General features: G+C 56.6%; 13 protein-coding genes. 6 read left to right on the top strand and 7 right to left on the bottom strand.

What is annotated here, in order from left to right; all coding sequences use genetic code 11:
• Positions 1 to 350 precede the first annotated feature (350 nt).
• On the top strand, positions 351 to 1,721 hold the full coding sequence (locus tag SCARR_RS10015) for a DEAD/DEAH box helicase (protein ID WP_136061449.1): 1,371 nt from the start codon (positions 351 to 353) through the stop codon (positions 1,719 to 1,721).
• A 178-nt stretch (positions 1,722 to 1,899) separates the two neighbouring features.
• On the opposite strand, the gene SCARR_RS10010 is transcribed toward SCARR_RS10015, so the two are convergent.
• On the bottom strand, positions 1,900 to 2,367 hold the full coding sequence (locus SCARR_RS10010) for a carbohydrate-binding protein (RefSeq protein WP_136061448.1): 468 nt from the start codon (positions 2,365 to 2,367) through the stop codon (positions 1,900 to 1,902).
• Between the two features lie 454 nt (positions 2,368 to 2,821).
• On the opposite strand from SCARR_RS10010, the gene dbpA reads away from it, so the two are divergent.
• From dbpA to SCARR_RS09995, 3 genes are all read left to right on the top strand, one after another.
• Positions 2,822 to 4,201, top strand: a complete 1,380-nt coding sequence (dbpA, locus tag SCARR_RS10005; RefSeq protein WP_136061447.1) for an ATP-dependent RNA helicase DbpA — start codon at positions 2,822 to 2,824, stop codon at positions 4,199 to 4,201.
• 325 nt (positions 4,202 to 4,526) lie between these two features.
• Positions 4,527 to 5,093: a hypothetical protein gene (locus SCARR_RS10000; protein WP_136061446.1), complete on the top strand. Its 567-nt coding sequence runs from the start codon at positions 4,527 to 4,529 to the stop codon at positions 5,091 to 5,093.
• A gap of 215 nt (positions 5,094 to 5,308) precedes the next feature.
• The gene (locus SCARR_RS09995) at positions 5,309 to 7,141 is read left to right on the top strand and encodes a UTP--glucose-1-phosphate uridylyltransferase (RefSeq protein ID WP_136061445.1); all 1,833 of its coding nucleotides are present in this window, start codon (positions 5,309 to 5,311) and stop codon (positions 7,139 to 7,141) included.
• An 82-nt stretch (positions 7,142 to 7,223) separates the two neighbouring features.
• Here SCARR_RS09995 and SCARR_RS09990 read toward each other — a convergent pair whose 3' ends face one another.
• Positions 7,224 to 11,282, bottom strand: coding sequence for a sulfatase-like hydrolase/transferase (locus SCARR_RS09990; protein WP_136061444.1), 4,059 nt, complete (start codon positions 11,280 to 11,282; stop codon positions 7,224 to 7,226).
• 81 nt (positions 11,283 to 11,363) lie between these two features.
• Positions 11,364 to 11,861, bottom strand: coding sequence for a MarR family winged helix-turn-helix transcriptional regulator (locus tag SCARR_RS09985; protein ID WP_136061443.1), 498 nt, complete (start codon positions 11,859 to 11,861; stop codon positions 11,364 to 11,366).
• A gap of 224 nt (positions 11,862 to 12,085) precedes the next feature.
• On the opposite strand from SCARR_RS09985, the gene SCARR_RS09980 reads away from it, so the two are divergent.
• Both SCARR_RS09980 and SCARR_RS09975 read left to right on the top strand, forming a co-directional pair.
• Entirely contained in the window at positions 12,086 to 14,425 is a 2,340-nt protein-coding gene (locus SCARR_RS09980; RefSeq protein ID WP_136061442.1) for a sulfatase-like hydrolase/transferase, read from the top strand.
• A 10-nt stretch (positions 14,426 to 14,435) separates the two neighbouring features.
• Positions 14,436 to 16,157 (top strand): choice-of-anchor Q domain-containing protein, encoded by a 1,722-nt coding sequence (locus SCARR_RS09975; RefSeq protein WP_136061441.1) that lies wholly within the window; start codon positions 14,436 to 14,438, stop codon positions 16,155 to 16,157.
• Between the two features lie 50 nt (positions 16,158 to 16,207).
• On the opposite strand, the gene SCARR_RS29060 is transcribed toward SCARR_RS09975, so the two are convergent.
• The 4 genes from SCARR_RS29060 to SCARR_RS09960 all read right to left on the bottom strand — a co-directional run bounded on the left by SCARR_RS29060 (position 16,208) and on the right by SCARR_RS09960 (position 19,862).
• Complete coding sequence (locus SCARR_RS29060) at positions 16,208 to 16,330, bottom strand: lysozyme family protein (protein WP_281281152.1); 123 nt, start codon at positions 16,328 to 16,330, stop codon at positions 16,208 to 16,210.
• A gap of 287 nt (positions 16,331 to 16,617) precedes the next feature.
• Entirely contained in the window at positions 16,618 to 17,901 is a 1,284-nt protein-coding gene (locus SCARR_RS09970) for an outer membrane protein assembly factor BamB family protein (protein ID WP_136061440.1), read from the bottom strand.
• A 96-nt stretch (positions 17,902 to 17,997) separates the two neighbouring features.
• The gene (locus tag SCARR_RS09965) at positions 17,998 to 19,404 is read right to left on the bottom strand and encodes an Lcl C-terminal domain-containing protein (protein WP_136061439.1); all 1,407 of its coding nucleotides are present in this window, start codon (positions 19,402 to 19,404) and stop codon (positions 17,998 to 18,000) included.
• A 14-nt stretch (positions 19,405 to 19,418) separates the two neighbouring features.
• Positions 19,419 to 19,862 carry a MarR family winged helix-turn-helix transcriptional regulator gene (locus SCARR_RS09960; RefSeq protein WP_136061438.1) on the bottom strand — a complete coding sequence of 148 codons (444 nt, stop codon included), beginning with the start codon at positions 19,860 to 19,862 and terminating at the stop codon, positions 19,419 to 19,421.
• Between the last annotated feature and the right edge of the window lie 63 nt (positions 19,863 to 19,925).

Genomic DNA, 19,925 nt, shown 5'->3' with positions numbered 1-19,925 from the left:
TGATTTGTAGCAATTTTTATTTTAAAAAAGAAGGGTCGGGTCTCAGGAATCAAGACAAGGCTGAAGTTGCTGTTTTTTGTTTCCCCCGCGCCCCATCCCTTCGCCGGCGCAAGGCCCTCGATCCTATTTCATAGCTTCGGGTTAGTACCCCGCAGCTTGCAGCGGAAATGTAGACGAGGCTTCCAACCTCGTTGTGCAGGAATTGGCACTGCGTATGCAACGAGGTTGGAAGCCTCGTCTACGTTGATACTCCGTTGCTTGCAGCGGGGAGGTTCATTTCCGGTCATTAAGAGTGAGTGTTCGGCTGTAATCTGCTTAATTACCGGATTCAACACTTGGAGACATTTATCATGCAGTTTACCGATTTAGGACTTGGCCCGGACGTATTGGCGGGAATCGCCAAATTAGGATTTGAAACCCCGACGCCGGTGCAGGCGGAGGTGATCCCTTTTTTACTTAAAAGTGAGCAGGATCTGGTTGCGTTAGCGCAGACGGGAACTGGAAAAACGGCGGCTTTTGGTTTGCCGCTGCTGGAAATGCTGGATGTTGATCGGGTGGTTCCTCAGGCGCTAGTTTTGTGTCCGACCCGTGAGCTTTGCAAACAGATCACTCATGATATCGCTGCGTTTGCTGCCGGCATGAGCAGGGTGAAGGTTCAGGCGGTATATGGCGGGGCGGAGATTAGTTCGCAATTGCTGGCGCTGGATCGCGGGGTGCATATTGTGGTGGCGACGCCGGGGCGCATGGTCGACCTGCTTGAACGTGAGTGCGCCGATTTTTCTCAGATCAATCACGTGGTGCTGGATGAGGCCGACGTCATGCTGAATATGGGATTTGAAGAGGACCTCAATACCATTCTGTCGTCTGTTCCTGAAAAAGCACGGGTCTTCCTTTTCTCCGCCACGATGCCGCGCGAGGTGGCCCGTATTGCTAAGAACTACATGCAGCATGCGCATGAAATCACGGTGGGATCGCGCAACGCGGGCTCCGAAGGCGTGTCGCATGAATATTGTGCCGTGCATGCGAAAGACCGCTACCGCGCCTTGCGCCGTATTGTCGATGCTCAGCCGGACATGTACGGGATTATTTTTTGCCGCACTCGACTGGAAACCCAGCAGGTGGCCGACAACTTGAGACGGGACGGCTACTCGGCGGAACCGTTGCACGGGGATCTGTCGCAGCAGGCGCGCGACGGGGTCATGAAAAAGTTTCGGGGGAAACAAATTCCTCTTCTGGTGGCGACGGATGTTGCCGCGCGCGGACTGGATGTGAATGATCTGACGCACGTGATTAATTATAACCTGCCGGATGATCTCAGTACGTACACGCATCGCAGCGGCCGGACCGGCCGCGCGGGAAAATCAGGGATTTCCATCGCGATTATCCACCAGCGCGAATACCCGATTCTTACGCGGATCGAATCGGAGCTGGGCAAAAAATTTACGCAGCGGCTCGTGCCGACCGGTTCCGAAATTGCGGAATCCCGCCTGATGTCGTTGGCCTGCAACGTGCGCGATTTTAAATCGGGCCCGGGTTTGATCGATCAGCATATTGATCAGATGGTCGAATTGCTCGCCGATGTGCCGAAAGACGAACTGATCAAGCGGTTTGCGTCATTGGATCTGGCGAAACTGCTTTTGTACTACCGCGATTCGTACGATTTGAACGAAAATGTGGGCACGGGCGCGGCGCATGCCCAGCGTAATAAAAACCGTCAATAGACCAAAGAAGAGCGCGTAAATCGGAGAAGGGGGCAACCTGACCAATACCAAACACGAAAACATTCCCGTGTATTTTTAAACACGAAGACACAAAGAACACGAAGCTACTTGTTTGGAAACTTCTTAGAGCCCTTTGTGCCTTCGTGTTACCCCATCCTTTCGCGTGTTCTTTCAACCGTCAGGCGATGCGGAAGTGGGCCAAAGACGCGATTGCATCCCCACCGCTGATCTCGGGAATGATACTTAGCTCGAGGACCGTGACTGCCGGGAGGTCGACGACCAGATCTTCGGTCTCGCCGGTTGAGCCCTCGGGGTTGAAGTTCCATTGCTGGCGCACGATTTCGTGGAACGATTCGCCTCCATCTGCTGACCAGCGTAAAACAATCTCCTGGGTTCGTCCGAGAAGGGGTTCGTCAAACTTCAGTCTGATGCGCTGTAGGGATTGCGGTTGGGTGAAGAGCAAGCGGATCAACTGCTCGCCCGGTCCGTCGGCGCGCCAACCTCCGGTGTGATCGGGCAGTAAGGCGGATTCGATGGGGTGGGCCGCGTCTTCCGAGGTGACTTCCACTTCTGCGATCTCTTCGATGGTTAACCATTCCTGATTGGGAGCGGTCTGCTGAACGGGGGTAATGATTCGTTTCTGCATGGTTGGATCTCCTTGTTTATAGGGAGAGTGAACTGTGCGTGCCACTCCGCCGACTGTATTCGACAAAAGGATCGATCCTCGGATTTAAGCAACACGTTGTAAAAACGTAAAAAGTCGCTCCCGAAGGGCACTATTAAGCATAACTACCAGCCTCTCAGGGAGCAGGCGGGACGCCTGCGGTACAACTTCGCGCCTTCGCCATACCGGTGGCTTCGGAGCCCGCTGGAGACGGGCGATGCGACAACCGTACCGCAGGCGTCCCGTCTGCTCCACGTGCCGCGGGTGGTTTAAGCCGTTCTGCAGAATCCCTTAACTAATCAGCTTGTCATATTCGGCGAGGGTGCCGATCCAGAACCAGATAATCCGTGTCGTTCCGTGTTAATCGGTGGCTGCTTTCCCCGTGTTCCTGCTCATTTCGGTTTTCTTCATGAACTAGGCGGGGTATGGTCTGCGCATGAATCCACGTTCTTTTTCTAATCTTCCTTTATCCGATGCGCAGCTTTCGAATCTCGAGAGCCTGAACTATCACAACATGACGCCGGTTCAAGCCGCCGCGCTGCCGGGGGCGCTGGCGGGCGATGATCTGATTGCCCAGGCTCGGACCGGGAGCGGAAAGACGGCGGTTTTTGCATTGGCCATGCTGGCCCGGCTGGATGTGACCTCTCCCGCGACGCAGGTGCTGGTGCTGTGTCCGACACGCGAACTGAGCATTCAGGTGTCCACCGATCTGCGGCGGCTCGCTCGGCATCAGCAGAATGTCACGCTGACCACGCTGTATGGCGGGCAGAACGTTGACCTTCAGAAGCAATCGCTCAAAAAAGGCGCGCATATCGTTGTCGGCACGCCGGGACGGGTTGCGGATCTGGTTGAGAAGGGGGTGCTGGTTCTGCGGGGCCTCACCATGCTGGTGCTGGATGAAGCGGACCGGATGCTCGACATGGGGTTCATAAAGGAACTGAAGCAGATTACCCGCGTCCTTCCGTCGAAGCGGCAGACGCTCCTTTTTTCGGCGACGTTTCCCGAAAACATTCAGGAGCTCAGCGGTCATCTTCAGCGCGATCCAAAACGGATCACGATGGACGAGCCGGATGCTTTGTCCGACATCGAGCAGCATATGTATCGCTGTAAGCCGGAGGATAAACTCGACGGACTGAAAACCTTGCTGCTCGAACACCAGCCGACGGCGGCGGTGATTTTTTGCAACTTCAAACAAAGCACCCTCGATATCCGCGCGTTCCTGAGGAATCTTGGATTCAGTGCGGTTGCCCTCAACGGCGATCTGGATCAGCGCCAACGGGAGGATATTCTCATCCAGTTCAAGCATCAGAGCTGTTCGGTGCTGATTGCGACCGACGTGGCTGCGCGCGGGCTGGATATCAAGGATCTACCCGTTGTGATCAACTATGAACTTCCGTTGGATCCCGAAAGCTATGTGCATCGGATCGGGCGAACGGGGCGCGCCGGAAAGCGCGGGTTGGCACTGAGTCTCTGCAGCGAGCGCGAGCAGCGGAAGGTCTCTGAAATCAATGCCTATCAAAAGTCTTCCCTGAAGCTCGACCCGCTAGAGGCGCTGCGCCCGAAAGCGACAAAAATCCCGGCGCCGCTGCATGTCACCTTATCCATTTCCGGCGGACGCAAAGCAAAAGTGCGGGCGGGCGATATTCTCGGTGCGTTAACCGGGGAAGGGGGGATCGAGGGATCGCAGGTCGGCAAAATTGATGTGATGGATTTCATGGCTTATGTAGCCGTGCAGCGAGCCGTTGCCACCCGGGCCGAGCAAAAGCTCAGCAGCTCGAAGATCAAAGGCCGCTCCTTCAAGATCAAAAAACTCTAATCCTAACGCGGCTTCGCAGCAGGGGGATGACCGCGAAGACGCAAAGACGCAAAGAAAATAGTTTCCCATGCTTCGTGTCTTTGCGTCTTCGCGGTCAATACTACGCTTCTCGTGAATAGGCTCTTGCAACACGAACTGGTGTAGTGTCGGCTCTATGAGCCGATTGCGGCTTTGCAGCAGGAATAAGAATAGCCACAAAAAGCACACGCGAAGCGAGACGAAGTCAACAAGCACAAAGACCAGAGCTGTATGGTTCCTGTGCCCCCGCCTTCCTGCTCATTTTGGTTTTCTTCATGCAAGTTGCGGGGTAGGATCGGTGCGTCCAATGAAGAAGAGCAATCCATACCTGCTGCCTGTGTCGCTGGCCATCGAAGCGTTTATTTTGTTTGGCATCGCTTTCGTCTTTATGCCGGCTGGCTGGAATATGATTCCGCTGCTGCTGATCGCGGGTGCGGTGGCGGCCTTGTCGGTCAAGCTCGGAAAGCTCCGGGCCGCTTCGGAGAAACCGGCTCCGGAGGATCGCATCCTTGAGCTTGATGAGGATGACCTGAAGGTGATGGATGCCGCCCCGCAACCCGCCGCTGACATGGGACGGCGGATCAACCGTGCATTCGGACCCATCGCCGCCGGCCTGATCATCGACCTCATTGATTTTACGTCGTTCGGTCCGATCGGCCTCGTGCTGGGCCTTCCGCTGGGCGGCTTGGTTGGATATTGGATGGGCCGGTCGTTGGGCCTGGGCCGAAAGGGCTCCCTGTGGTGCGCCCTCGCCGCCGGCCTGTATTGCATGGCGCCCGCGACGGAGTTCATTCCCCTGGCCATGATTATGGGGGCGTGCGTCCGTTTCAGCGAGAGCGGAAAACGCCGCAGCGCGAACGAAAAAAACGGATAGACGATTTGCGTTTGCTGAACCATGGGAACTCGTATTGGATATGCGAGCGGCGGCTTGGCACCTCTCTGCTGCTGAGCCGACAGAGCCGTCTGAAGGCGGGACTACAAACTTTTTCTTTCCTCCTCCTTTTCCTGTTCATTTTTATGGCATCGGAAGGCTCTTCTTTGCATGATGCGGCCTCGTTTTTAGGGATAAATAAAAGTTAGGAGAAACACATGGCGCACTCTTTTTTAGAAATGGTCGAAATGGTCGGATTGTCGACGGACTGGAGCAATCTGACCGATGAGCAGCAAAGCCTGATCGCAGATCTGGTTGAAAACGGGCAGCACCACCTGTTCGCAGGATGGGATGCTCCGGGCACGGCCGACGACGAAAAGGCCGCGTTTCTTGCGTCGCTCGAAAAGATCAACGCTAACTATCCCGGCGGTCTGGTCGGCTACATCGCCAATGCTCGGAAACTCCTCGCAGAAGCCAAGACCGGCGCGAATCCGTTCGAAGGCTTCACCCCCGAACAGCCCGAAAAGGTGGACCTCAACACGTTCGACGCGACGATGGAGCACTACGAAGCGATCGGCGCAAAGCAGTTCGACAAGGTGGGCGTGGTGCTGGTGGCCGGCGGCCTCGGCGAACGTCTGGGCTATAACGGCATCAAACTCGACATTGCCGTCGAAGTGCTCGAATGCACCACCTACCTCAAGCATTATGCCGATAACCTGCTGGCCATGCAGGCCCGCTCCGAAAGCCAGCGCCCTGTGCCGTTCATCATCATGGTTTCGCAGGACACCGGCCCGAAGACCCGCGAGAGCCTGGAAGCCAACGACTATTTCGGCCTGGAAAAAGAGCAGGTCCATATTCTGCAGCAGGAGCTTGTTCCGGCGATTGCCGACAACGACGGCGCGCTGGCGCTCAACAAAAAATACGAGCTGATCCTCAAGCCGCACGGCCATGGCGACATTCACATGCTGCTCCACACCAGCGGCGTGGCGGCAAAGCTGCAGCGCGAAGGCATCGAATACCTGATGTTTATTCAGGACACCAACGGCCCGAGCTTCAATACGCTCCCCGCCGCCGTCGGCGTTTCGGTCGAGAAGGGCTACGACTTTAATTCGCTGGCGATCAACCGCATTCCCGGCGAAGCCGTCGGCGGGCTGGCCAAGCTTGTCGGCAACGGCAAGGAACTCACCATTAACGTGGAATACAACCAGCTCGATCCGCTGCTGCGCGCCACCATCAGCCCCGAAGGCGACGTGCCCAACGAAGAAGGCTTTTCCGTCTTCCCCGGCAACTGCAACACGCTGTTGATTCGCGTCGCGTCATACGTTCGCATCCTCGAAGCGTCGCAGGGCATCATCGCTGAGTTCGTTAACCCGAAATACACCGACGACACCAAGAGCGCCTTCAAGAAGCCGACCCGCCTCGAAACCATGATGCAGGATCTGCCCAAGCTCTTTGGCGAATCCGAAAAGGTGGGCGTCACGATCTTTAGCCGCATGTGGAGCTTTTCGCCGAACAAAAACAATATTGCCGACGCCGCCGCCAAGGTCGCCTCCGGCGGGCCGGCCGACGCCGGCGCCACCGCCGAGTCCGATTTCTACGCCGCCTGCCGGAAGCGCCTCGAAGTGGCCGGCGCCAAGGTTGAGACCGCGGAAGAAATTAAGATTCTCGGCGTTCCGTTCACGCTGGGCCCGAAGGTGATTCTGCGTCCGTCGTTTGCAATGACGCTGGCCGAAGGCCGCGAAAAGATATCTGGGGTTTCCATCTCCGACCGGGCCACGCTGATTCTTGACGGCAAAGACATTGTCCTGAAGGACGTGGAGCTCACCGGCCGTTCGGGGCTGATCGTCAAAGCCTGCGACGGCGCGAAGGTCACCGTGTCCGGCAGCACGATCGACAACGAAGGCTTTAAACTCGTTGAGCTGACTGAAGAAGAGATGGGTCCCGGCGGCGACGCTCCGGAATACATCAAGATTCGTGGCTACCGCTTCGAAGACCGCGGCGCGGCGCTCTACGAATTTGACGAGCCTGGCGAATACGAAGTCGAGGCGTAGCTCAGAAATTAAACACTAAGGCACAAAGGACACGAAGGCTGATAAGCTTGGTGCTCTTTGAGCCTTTGTGTTTATTGGGAGCCTACCGTCTACGACGACGGGGTTGCGCTGCGTCGGGATCATAGTTCGGATTGTCGGTCGGCACTTGCGCGCCGGTTTCTTTGAGGCGCTGCTCCATCTGGGCAACCATCTCTTTTTGTTTTTCCGGGTTGGACTTTGAGAGATCGTTCTGTTCGCCGATGTCTTTGGAAAGATCGAACAGCTGATAAGTATCAGTTTCCCAGAGTTTCAGCAGCTTGTAATCGCCTTCGATGATGGCGGACTGCGGTTTCTGGGCCGGGCCCTGCCCATAGTGCGGGTAGTGGAACAGCAACGTTTTTTCGGTTCGTTCGAGTTTTTTTCCAGCAAGCAGCGGAACGAGACTGGACCCTTCGATGGCGCCGGGGATTGGAATCCCTGCCCATTGGCAGAACGTCGGAAGGAGATCGCATCCGGTAACGCTTTCCTGGCAGGAGGATCCGGGCTTAATGCCGGTGCCGTTAATGATGAGGGGAACGCGGATGCCGCCTTCATAGAGCGATCCTTTGCCGGCGTTGAGCGGGGTGTTCTGCGGTCTCCGCGGATTGCCGGGGGCGCCGTTGTCGGACATGAAAACCACATAGGTGTTATTTGCAATATTCAGGTCTTCCAATGCCTTGAAAATCAGGTTCAGGCTGGTGTCCAGATCCCAGGTCATGCCGGCGTAGACGGGGTCTTTATGGATGCGGCCGGGGGCGGTCGCTTCAAATTTGCTGATGCTTTCCGGCTGGCTTTGATCGGGGGTATGGACGGCATAGTGAGAAAGCTGGAGATAGAATGGGGTGCCGGTTTTTACATTTTCTTCCATGAACCGGATGCCGCGTTCGGTCAGGCTGAAAATTTCCTTCGGGTCTTCATCGGTTCCGTTGCTGGCGTTTTCGGTGGAGCCATCGTGGAAATCAAAACCATACATGCCGGCATCATCGTTCCGGCCGATATGCCATTTGCCGAGCAGGGCGGTGGCGTAGCCTTCGCTCTTCAGCAGGGTTCCAATGGTTGGAAGATTTTTCGGCAACTGAGTGGAAGGTTTAGGGGTGAGCAGTTTTTTGGTTCCGTCTGTTCTTCCTCCGCCGGGGGTGGTGATGTGCAGTTCGGCCGGGGTTTTTCCGGTGAGCACCGCCGCGCGGCTCGGTGTGCACATCGGTCCGGGGGAGTAGGCCTGCGAAAAGACCATGCCTTTGGCGGCCATTTTTTCTAGATTCGGTGTCTGATAAAAATCACTTCTGGTGTCTTGGTCGCCTTTGATCATTTCAACGGAGGTACCGGTCCAGCCCATGTCGTCCGCATAGATGAAAACGATGTTCGGTTTGTCTGCCGAGGCCTTTGCTGTTGGTGGAGCAGAAACCTTTGTGGAAACGTCCGCCGGTTGCTCAAAAGGGCGGGGGGCACTCCCTTGCCGCTGTCCTGTTCCACGGTTCGGAGCTGCTGGAGCGGCTTCCGCTTCGGAGCAGGTGATGGTGCCGTCTTTGTCTTTATCGAGCATGGTGAAGCGCCGTTCCGGCCCTATAAATTCGGCTTTGGTAATCTTGCCATCACCGTTCGTATCGTATCGTGAAAAAATCCGATCTGCCGATGAGCCCGCCTGCGCCTGAGGGCCGCGCCTTTGGCTCTGCCCTTGGGGTTGGCCCTGCCCACCGCGACCGGCCTGACTGTTGCCTCCGGGGAAGTGGCTTCGCCCGGCCACCTTTCCGGCTGTTGCATCTTCTTCGAGCCACACGGTGAATTCCTGTTCAACCGCCTCGCACCAGCCCTTTTCCTTGTTGCAGGCGAAATATTGAATCTCCACCTTAATCGGCTTTCCCGCTTTCCAGTTTTTTACGTCCACGAGAAACTCACGCGGTTCGGTATCGGATTCCACGCTGAGCTCCGGGGCTGTTGCCATCGCCGGCGTCACTGTTGCACCACCGGCGGTGATACGATACTTCGGTGGTGTCGCCAGATTGTTCCAGGCCGCTCCCAGCACCGGATCCTGTCGAAAGCCGAGGTAGAGCTGCCCCGTCCCGGTTTGGATGAGCTGCTGATCCGCTTCCGGACGAAGTTTGACGTAGCGATTGGGTTCTCCGAAATCGCTGGACTTGATCTCTTCTGCGTTCGCTTCTTCGCCTCCCGCTGCGACTCGCAGCGGTACAGCCACTCCGTCGAGGCGTTGGGGTTCGAGCAGCCCGTTCGCTGAGGATGTTTTGCGGCCAAACTGAGGCAGATTCAAATCGGCGACGGTGGTGGTTTTATCGGAAGGCCCGACCAGTTTTTCCAGCGACTCCCGTAGGCTGGAACCTCGTCCCCATGAGTCACGATGAACAATCTCGCCGTCGCGGTCGAACACGAACTGTGCATTCGGCGCCATTGCGAAATACTGCTTCATCTCGTTGTCCATCGTGTCCGTCAGCCATGGGATCGATGTCTGCAACAACTCTTTCGCGTACTCAACCTGAGCGAACCGTTCCTGGAGTGATGTCGGCTGAACGAAGCCCCAGTTTTCCGGGTGAGTGAGCGATTGATACAGAAAGTAGAACTGCACGCCCTTGTCGCGATAGTCTGCGGCCACCGCTTCGATCTCCGGATACGAATTGCGGTATTCGGGGCAAGTTAGACAGCCGCCCACAACCACCGTGTACTCTGCTTTGAAGATGCTGTTGGCTGCGACCCGTTCGTGATCAACATTATAAAGTTGTAGAGAATCCGGCAGCGCTGAGCCTTCCGGGAACTTCTCTTTGAATTCCGTGTCGCGTGCACGAACTTTGTCACGAGGCCGCCCGCCCTGGGCACTGCGAGCGGCCTGCCCTCCACTGCTGCGTTGTCCGGAACTCATGCCCTGTCCTCCACGGCTCTGCTGCCGGTCCGGTCGCTGCTGGGTCTGCTGGCCGCTGCTTTTGCGCATTCTGGTTTCGCGGGCGACCGGTGGGTCGACCTGCTCAACATTTCCTCCGCGGACAAGGCGGACCATGTTTTCGATGCGGATCACATCGCCCTGCGGGCCTCGGCCGTGCGGGAATTGGGAGGCATCTCCAACCTTTGGATCGGAGCGCTGTGAGCCGGCGCCGTGTACATCCATCAAGTTGTACTCGCCGGTTCGGCGGTCCTGCATGAAACCGAGCGAGCGGCCGAAGGCAAAGTAGACGGCGGTGTCCGATCCGCGGGTGCTCAGATGGCTGCTGCTGGTCCAATATTGCGCAAAGTCCTTCTTGCCGCCTTCGTTTTTGATTTCGGTGGCATCAAAGATCGGATCAATGGCTGCGGAGCCGGTGGTGTCGGGAGAGCGGGTATAGTCGATAATGCTCTGTAGTTCCTTGGCGCTCGGAAGGCGCCAGTCGTCGTGCCCTGCAAATTCGAAACCTTCTGCAAACTCCAACGCGGTCGGCCAGTCCATGCCTTTACCGCTGTCGGTCTTCATCCAGGTGAGTCCAGTGGCTTTATCGGTAACGGTGCGGTCGCCGTTGTCTTTGAACTTGTTTTTCCCATAGTCCGGATTATCGCGGACATAGAGCACATAGAAGGTTTTTTCACCGCGCCGGCTCTTGATGGGGTAGCCTTTGATGCGGCCGTCGGCAAAGTTGACGCCGAACATGGTCTCGCTGCCGCCCATGGTGGTGCTGACATATTTGGTGCAGGTGGCAAACTGGGAATCGATGATCCGGTCGCCGTCTTCCTCTTTCCCGTAGGTAAATTTAAAAACGGAATCGTCGATGAACGGTTTCAACCCGGAGGTATCGGTGCTCATCGGATCGGGGTCGGTGCCGTTGAGCTGGATCAACGAATAGAGCTCTTTTATCGTGGGCATCCGCCAGTCGGAATAGCCCCCGGTTTTGCACTGGGATGCATTTTTGATAGCGTCGTCGAAGGTCATTTTTTTACCGGGATCCTGCGTCCACATCAGACCGGTCACCTGATCGGTGACCGTGCCGTCGCCGTTATCCGTATACGATGGAGCGTTGGCGGAATAGTGGGCATCCTGTCCATTATCGTTGCCGTATGCAAAGGTCTGTCCAGTATCAACAATGGGATAGGGGACGGCGAGTGCACCGCTTGAGAGGGCGGCTGAGATAAGCATGATAGTTGTTTTCATGAGTGACTCCTTTTCGATTCGTTGTGCATTAAACAAATGAGGTGGGTATTAATTGCCTATGAGATCATTACAGTGTTGTCATTAGGCGGGTGTGATGGCGGCGGTTGCTTTATCTTTGTTTGCGTGGGCTTTTCCCCGTTCTGCTTTCCCGGTTGTCGGCAGGGTGCCGCCTAGTGTTGTTAAAATGGTTTCCAGGCCTTGGAAAAGTCCGGCCTGTCCGTCTTGCGGAAGTTTTTTCTGCAGGCGGGTTTCTACGTGGTCCCAGGCGCCCTGAATTTTGATGCAGGCGACTGCGCCGGCGGGGGTCAGCGAGACAAGCTGGGCCCGATTTGTTTTTGGGTCGATTTTCCGCTTAATCAGTTTTTTCTGTTCCAGTGGTTTAAGCATGTTGGTGATGGTGGAGGGCTTGACGTCCATCTGGCGAGCTAGATCAGCCTGGGTGATTCCGGACGCCCGCTGGATGTTCATCAGGATACGTCCCTGCCCGTGGTGCAGGCCGCTGGCAGCGAGCTCTTCTTCGATGGCCCGTTCGAGTAGGCGGCCGTTATGCATTAAAATGTGCAGCAGGGTTTTCTTCATTCGTGCGCTCCGTTATTAGCAACATAACACCAACGCGGTGCCCTGCAGAAAAATTGTGATGAATGTTTAAAATTTATTATTTCCTCCCGACTTAGGCACTGCTTCCTGTGTGATCGGGAGGGGGCCTGCGTTTTTTTTTAAATTTGTATGCAATAACCGGAGAGGGTTGTTAGTTAGCTAACAATGCGTCGATTCGGACGACGGTAAATTAAGGATAATTGAATATGAATACGCAGCATTTTCAAGGGGCGGCGGTTGCGGCAATGATTGGCCTGACCATGGCCGCATCAGCGGATCAACGGAACATATTAGTGGTTATTGCGGACGACATTGGTCTCGACAGTCTGTCGCGGTGGAACAGCGATACGAGCGCGAGCTTCCCGCCGGTTCCGTCGATTGAGGCTTTGGCGGAACGGGGGATTACATTCACGCAGGCGTATGCGAACCCAACCTGCTCGCCAACCCGTGCAGCGATACTGACGGGGCGAAACGGCTGGCGCACCGGCGTGCTGAGTCCGAATTCGTCCGATTTGCCCGATGGCGAAGTAACCCTGCCCGAGCTCTTTGCCGAACAGCAGCTGAACTATGAGCTGGCCAGTTTCGGGAAGTGGCATCTGGGCGGCGGTGACCGAGGCCCGAACGACATTGGCGGCTGGCCGCACTTTTCAGGATCGCTGGGCGGGTCGCTGGGCTCGGAATCGCAGCCGCGCACCTATTATAACTGGACCAAGGTGGTGGACGGGGTGTCCACCAGCCTGACGGATGCCTATGCGACCAGCGAAAATGTGACCGATGCGGTGGACTGGATCGATGAGCAGGGGACGAACAACTGGTTTGCCTGGATAGGTTTCAATGCCGCTCATACTCCGTTTCATAAGCCCCCGGCGAATCTGTATACCTCTTCCCTGCCGGTCGGTGCGCCGACCAATAATCCCCGCCCGCATTTCGAGGCGATGATTGAATCCATGGACACTGAAATGGGCCGGCTGTTGGCCGGCATCGACACCAACGAGACGACCATCATTTTCCTCGGCGACAATGGAACGGACGTCGCAGTTATCCAACCTCCTTACGATATCACAGGGCGCGCCAAGGGCACGCTCTATGAGGGCGGAACGCATGTGCCGATGATTGTGGCCGGGCCGGATGTCGTAAACGGCGGGCGTACCAACGATTCGGTGGTGCACTGTGCCGATCTGTTTGCAACGATCCTCGAGCTGGCCGGCGGAACCCTGCCGGCAAGCGGCGGCGAGGATTCGCGCTCGTTGGTTCCAATCTTTGGAAACCAGACGTTTGCTCCTTCCAATGATTGGATTCTGGTGGAGTCGGATGCTCTGCTGGGCAATACCACATCGGGACGAGCGATCCGCAACGATCAGTACAAGCTGATTCGGATGGTCGGGCGTGCTGATAAATTTTACGACATGAGTGTTGATGAGCTTGAAAGCACAAATCTGCTGAACGGTTCGCTGACGGCTGCGGAGCAGGCGGTCTACGATACCTTTTCCGCCCAGCTGGACGGCTGGGTAAAGGCGGAGGTTGTGGTCCATGTGGATGCGGGCAATACAGGTGGCCCGTGGGACGGAGCGTCCTGGACATCGGCCTACACCACGGTGCAGGCCGGGATTGATGCCGCATCTTCGGCGGGTGGCGGAGCCGTCTGGGTGGCCGAGGGAATTTATCTGCCCACCACGGATACGGATCGCGCGGCTAGTTTTACGATGGCGGGAGATGTTGATCTCTATGGCGGATTTTCCGGCACGGAAACCAATTTGGTCCAACGCGATCCATCGGTGTACGTCAGCGTGCTGAGCGGCGACATCGGTGTGTCGGGCGTGGATGCCGACAACAGCTATCATGTGCTGATCGGCGCGAGCGACGCCACGCTGGATGGCTTTACGATTCGGGATGGGCAGTCGGATGGTGCCCGCCAGAATCAACACGGCGGCGGCCTGTATTGTGTGGATGAAATATCGCCGACCGTCATTCAATGCACCTTTACGGAAAACTATGCCGGAGAGGGAGCGGGGGTATATGCCTACAATGCCTCGTCGTCCGATTTCACGGATTGTGAATTTTCAGCAAACACGGCGAACCGGGGCGGTGCGTTGCTGCTGCGGAACGGATGCAGCGGAATCTTTTCAAACTGCACATTTACTTCGAATGTAGCCGCCTGGGCCGGTGGCGCGATCTATGCGGACTATGGCTCTTCGCCTACATTCACGGATTGCACATTTTCCACCAACTCAACCACCGGGAAGGGCGGGGCCTTCTTTACCGACGACCTCGCTTCGCAGGTGGGCATTTCCTCTCCGGTGTTTGTGGATTGTTCTTTCACCGGGAACAGCGCGACCTATCGCGGCGGCGGGATCTATAACTTTGACGGCAGCGAAACATCGGTGTCCGGTTCGACCTTCACGGGGAACTCGGCAGGCATCGGAGGCGGTGCGATTGCAAACGATCTTAATTCCGAGCTGACGTTGAGCGGGGTGACTTATTCGGGGAACAGTTCGACGAGCGGCGAGGCCGATGTGGATTCAGACCTTACTTCCGTGGTGCATTAAGGAGATGACGATGAAATCAGGATTATATTTTACAATCAGTTTATTGGTGCTCTGGGTGGCGACAGTTCAGGCGGTGGTGTTTGTGGATGGCAGCAACGGCGGCGCGGCGGACGGAGCGTCGTGGGCGACCGCTTATCCCACGGTCCAGGCGGGCATCGATGCCGCGGAAGCAAGCGGAGATGATTCGGTTTGGGTGGCGGCCGGAACGTATGAACCCACCACCGGAACGGATCGGTTTGCCACGTTTGAGCTGAAAAGCGGCATTGCGGTCTATGGCGGGTTCGAGGGAAATGAAAGAGAGCGGTCGGAGCGCGACTGGGCGGTGAATGTCACGGTGCTGAGTGGCGACATCGGTACGGTCGGAGTGGCGAACGATAATGTTTACCATGTTGTCTCCTGCACGAATGCAACGGATGCCGCGATCGATGGTTTTACCATTCAGGACGGCTATGCCGATGGCCCGAACATGGGAACGGGCGGAATTCCCGGGCAGAACTCCACCAGTGCCGATGCCATTGTTTCCGGCATCAACCATTCGGCGGGCGGCGGCATCATTAATTTTCAATCCGCCGCTTCGGTGCGGAATTGTGTCATCTCTAACAACTTTGGAATGAAGGCGGGCGGTGCCTATAACATGGTCAGCACGGTTCCTCGGGGAAGCGACAGCGATCCGAATCCTTATTTTGAAAACTGCACCTTCATCAACAATGCCGCCAGCAAGCGCGGCGGCGCGGTACAGAACGATGTCGCCACGCATCCGACTTTTGTGAACTGCCGATTTTATGACAATGCCTGCGATGCCAAAGGCGGCGGCATGTATAACGATTTCTACTGCTCGCCCTTCCTGACCAACTGCGTGTTTGCCGGAAACTATTCCATTATGGCGGGGGCGCTGGGGAATGACGGAACGTCATCGCCCACGCTCAGCCATTGCGTCTTTGCCAACAACGAGGCGTGGGATAAAGGTGCGGCCATCTACAACGGATCGCATAGTGCCACTGCTCCGGCCAACTTGCCCACGATCATTAACTGCATTTCCTTTGGCAACAAAATCACCACCGCACCCGGCCCGGCAGATCTTGAGGTGTGGCACGACAACTTTGCCGATATTACCTACAGCATTATTGAAGAGGGTTATGATGGGGTCGGGAATCTGTCCTCCGATCCCCGATTTTCCGATATTGCTAACTATGATGTCTCCTTGCTGAACAGCTCTCCCGCCATTGATGCGGGCAGCAAGGTCGGCAGTACTTCTGTTGATATCGATGGCGTGCCGCGCCCGCTCGATGGCAATAACGATGGTTTGGTCCTTGTTGATATCGGTGCCCATGAATATCTAAGTGCCTCCTCTGATACCGATGGGGACGGCATGCTGGATGAGTGGGAATCCGAGTATGGATACAGTCCTGTTGCGGCTGGGGACGGTCTTCTTGACAGTGATGGTGACGGCATCGCCGATGCCGACGAATCCATCGCGGATACCAACCCCTTCGACACCAATTCGCTCTTTCTGATTACCGGGCTTACCTGTGAGTCGGGTACAAACCAAATCGTTGCGACCGCCTCCGCGAGGCGGCAATACGGTCTGCTCTATTGCACCAACCTCACGACCGGTGGCTGGACGGTTGATTTAAGCCAGCAGGATAAGGCCGGGACAGAGGAGGGGGTTGAGTTTATTCACCTGTCTGAAGCCGATCCTGTTTTTTACCGGATCCAGGTCAGCGTGCCTTGAAGTAGGGCCTGCGCTATGCGCGTCAGCATGAAGCTTCCTCGTGGTGCGGTTTAATTCATGGCCTCTTCGTAGGCGACGTAGCGGCTCATTATTTTGCGGACATAGCCGATGATTTCTTCGCTGCGGCAGTAGCCGTGTTTTGCGCGTTTGCGATAATCCGGTTCGGAGAGCAAGGCGTAGGCGTGACCGATTTGAAGACCTTATTTGTTCAGTTGTTCAATATTCCTGGGCAGGGCTCCGAGCTCAGCAAAACCGGTGAGCGTGAACAGGCTGAACAGGCAGACACTCCATAAACGTTTCATGGGATTAGTCATCAATAAGCTGAATGACAGTACGGATGTTGAATTCAGGAAGTCGTGAGAATACGGTTCTTTTGGAGGCCATGAACTGTTGGAGTGTTGTCATAAACGGGTCTGTCTCATTCAAGATGACGGCGGTGTGGTGATGATCCATTTGCTTGTTAGTCGTTGGCGATGCAGTAAAGGCACTCGTTTGAGCGCAGGAAAATCTTGCCGTCGCTGATGGCCGCGCTGGCGTTGAAGTCGCTCTCGTCCAAGGCGAAGCGATTCTGTGCGATGAGTTTGAAGCTGGGTTTGGCCTCCAGCACAAAGATGCCGCTTTTGCGACTGGGAACATACAGCTTGCCGTCGGCAAAGGTGGCCGAAGCATAGAATGAATTGCCGCTGCCCGCATCGAGCTTTTCCTTGTAGACCAGATCGCCGGTGCCGGCCTTCACGCAATAGGCCTCGCCTTTGTGGCTGACCCAGTAGAGGTGCCCTTCGTGTTCGACCGCGGAGGGAACGTAGGAGGAGTCCCTGCTCGTCCAGAGCGTGTGCGTGCCGGCAACATCGCCGCTGCCTCCGGCGCGGAGGGCGACGGTCGTGATGCGCGGATAGCCGCCGAAGACATAGACCTTGTCTTTGATTGCGAGCAGGCTGGGGGAAATGTTGCCTTTCAATTCGGTTTCGATCCACCAGGTGCGTTCGCCGCTTTCCGGATCAAGCCCCCACACTTCGTTCGGCACGGCGATCACTAGTTCCTTCTTGCCGTTGGCGAGTTCCGCGAGGGCGGGGGTGCCGTAGGTGAGTTCGGTTTTATCGGATTCGTACTTCCAGACCTCCTTGCCGGTTCGCTTATTCAGCGCATAGATCGTGCGGCTTTCTTCGGAGGCGTTGACGATCAGCAGGTCTCCGTAAAGGATCGGGCTGGCGGCCGATCCCCAGCGGCGGTTGGCGGAAGAGGTGCCGACGTTTTTGCGCCAGGCTTCCTTTCCCTCCATGTCGAAGGCGATGACGCCGGTTTTGCCGCAGAATACGTAGACATGCTCTCCGTCGCATACCGGCGTGTGGCTGGCATAGCCGTGTTCCCGCAGCCAGCCTTTCCAGGCATCTTCTGCGGCGGTGGAGGGGATCTCCTTTGCCCATCGTATTTTTCCCGTGTCCGAATGGATGCACAGCAGATGGCGCTTTAGGTTGTTTACGTCGTCCGCGTTGTCCGTGCCGTAGCCGCTGTAGCACGTAATGAATAGCTTGTCGCCGACGACAATCGGGCTGGACGATCCCTGGCCGGGGAGCTTGAGTTTCCATTTAAGGTTTTGCGTTTCGCTCCACTCGGAGGGCAGTCCTGTTTCGCCGCTGGTTCCCCTCCCGTCGGGGCCGCGGAAGCGCGGCCAGTCATCCGCCGCGGCGTTCCCTGCCAATCCAAGAAGGGCAAGTGCGATAAGGAATATGGAATATTGTTTCATGATTGATTCTCCGTTTGGGCGGCCGCGAAGAGGCACAAGAATCTCAAGACGATTAGGGATGGAGGTTTTTGTGCTTTTTGCGCCTCTTTGCGGCGATTATTTCCGGCGCTCGGGAGGAGGGCCGGTGGGGGCTTCGTCTGCTGAAATAAATCCATCGTTGTTTTTGTCGAGGCGGTCGAAGTGGTTGGCCGGCCCGCGGAACTCGCTTTTAGCAACCTTGCCGTCGCCGTTGCGGTCTTCGTTCTCCATGAAGGAGCCCTTTCGCTGACCGCGCTCGCCGCGTTGCTGCCCTCGCGCTCCACGCTGCTGCCGTTCCGGTTCCTTGGCCTGTTCAGCATTCACTTTTTCGACTTTGCCTCCACGGACCAGGCGCACCATGTTGTCGATGCGGATGACGTCGCCCTGCGGGCCGCGTCCTTGAGGAAACTCAGAGGCGTCGCCGACTTTGGGATCGGAGCGCTGGGAGCCGGCGCCGTGGACATCCAACAGGTTGACGTCACCCGTGCGCCGGTCTTTCATGAACCCGAGGGAGCGGCCGAAGGCAAAGTAGACAGCGGTGTCGGAACCGCGGGTGCTTAGATGCGAGCTGCTGGTCCAATATTGGGCATAGTCCTTCTTGCCGCCTTCATTTTTAATTTCGGTGGCATCGAAAATTGGATCAATGGCGGCCGAGCCGGTGGTGTCGGGCGAGCGGGTGTAGTCGATGATGCTCTGCAGCTCCTTGGCATTGGGCAGGCGCCAGTCGTCGCGGCCGGCCAGCTCCAGGCTTTCGGCATAGTCCAATGCCGTCGGCCAGTCCATGCCTTTGCCGCTGTCGGCCTTCATCCACGTCAGGCCGGTGGCTTCGTCGGTGATGGTGCCGTCGCCGTTGTCCTTGAACTGGTTCTTTCCGTAGTCTGAATTGCCACGGACATAGAGCACGTAGAAGGTTTTTTCGCCCCGGCCTCGCGGATCCTCAATACCATAGCCCTTGATGCGGCCATCGGCAAAGTTGACCCCGAACATCGTTTCGGCCCCGCGCATGGTGGTGCTGACATATTTGGTGCTGGTGGCAAATTGGGAATCGATGATGCGGTCGCCGTCTTCTTCTTTGCCATAGGTGAACTTGAATACGGAGTCGTCGATAAAGGGCTTCAGGCCAGAGATGTCGGTGCTCATCGGATCGGGATCGGTGCCGTTGAGCTGAATCAATGAATAAAGCTCTTTGATCGTCGGAAGCCGCCAGTCGGAATGGCCGCCGACTTTACATTTGGATGCACCGGAGACGGCTTCGTCGAAGGTTTTCTTTGCTCCGGGATCCTGCGTCCACATCAGGCCGGTGACGAGGTCGGAGACGGTGCCGTTGCCATTGTCTTTATAGGCAGGCGCGTTGGCGCTGTATTGGCCGTCCTGCCCGGCAAAGGCTCCATAGGTGCGGGTTTGTCCGGTGTCGACGATGGGGTAGGGAAGCGCCGCAGCGAGGCTGGCGACGAGGGTGGTTGCTATGAGGACTTGTGCTTTCATGATATCTCTCCTAGTTAAGAATGATTTGCTTCGGGCGTGTCGTTGCCTCCGAGTGCGCTTCGGATGCTTTCGAGCAGGGCGAATAAATGCTCGAGGTCGATATCAGGAAGCTCGGCACTCATTCGCTCTTCGATCCGCTCCCAGGCTTTTTGGATTTCGGAGCAGGCCTGCTGGCCGTCTGCTGTGAGTGCAACCACCATTGCGCGGTTGGTTTTGGGGTCGGTTTCGCGATGGATCAGTTTGTTTGCTGCAAGGGGTTTAAGCATGTTGGTGACGGTGGCGGGCTTGATGTCCATCCGCCGCGCAAGATCGGCTTGGGTGACGGCGCCTGCCGATGCAATGGCCACCAGGATGCGGCCTTGCCCATGGTGCAGGCCAAGAGGAGAAAGCTCTTCTTCAATGGCCCGCAGCAGCAGCCGGCCGTCATGCATCAAAATGTGCAGTAGTGTTTTCTTCACGAGCTTGCTCCGTTGTTAGCGTGTTAACATCAACGGAGCAGGTGCATGAAAAATTGTGTTCGG

This window comes from Pontiella sulfatireligans, assembly GCF_900890705.1.
Lineage (GTDB): Bacteria > Verrucomicrobiota > Kiritimatiellia > Kiritimatiellales > Pontiellaceae > Pontiella > Pontiella sulfatireligans.
Note: the sequence above shows the minus strand (reverse complement) of the source record. Positions and strands in the feature narration are given on the sequence as shown.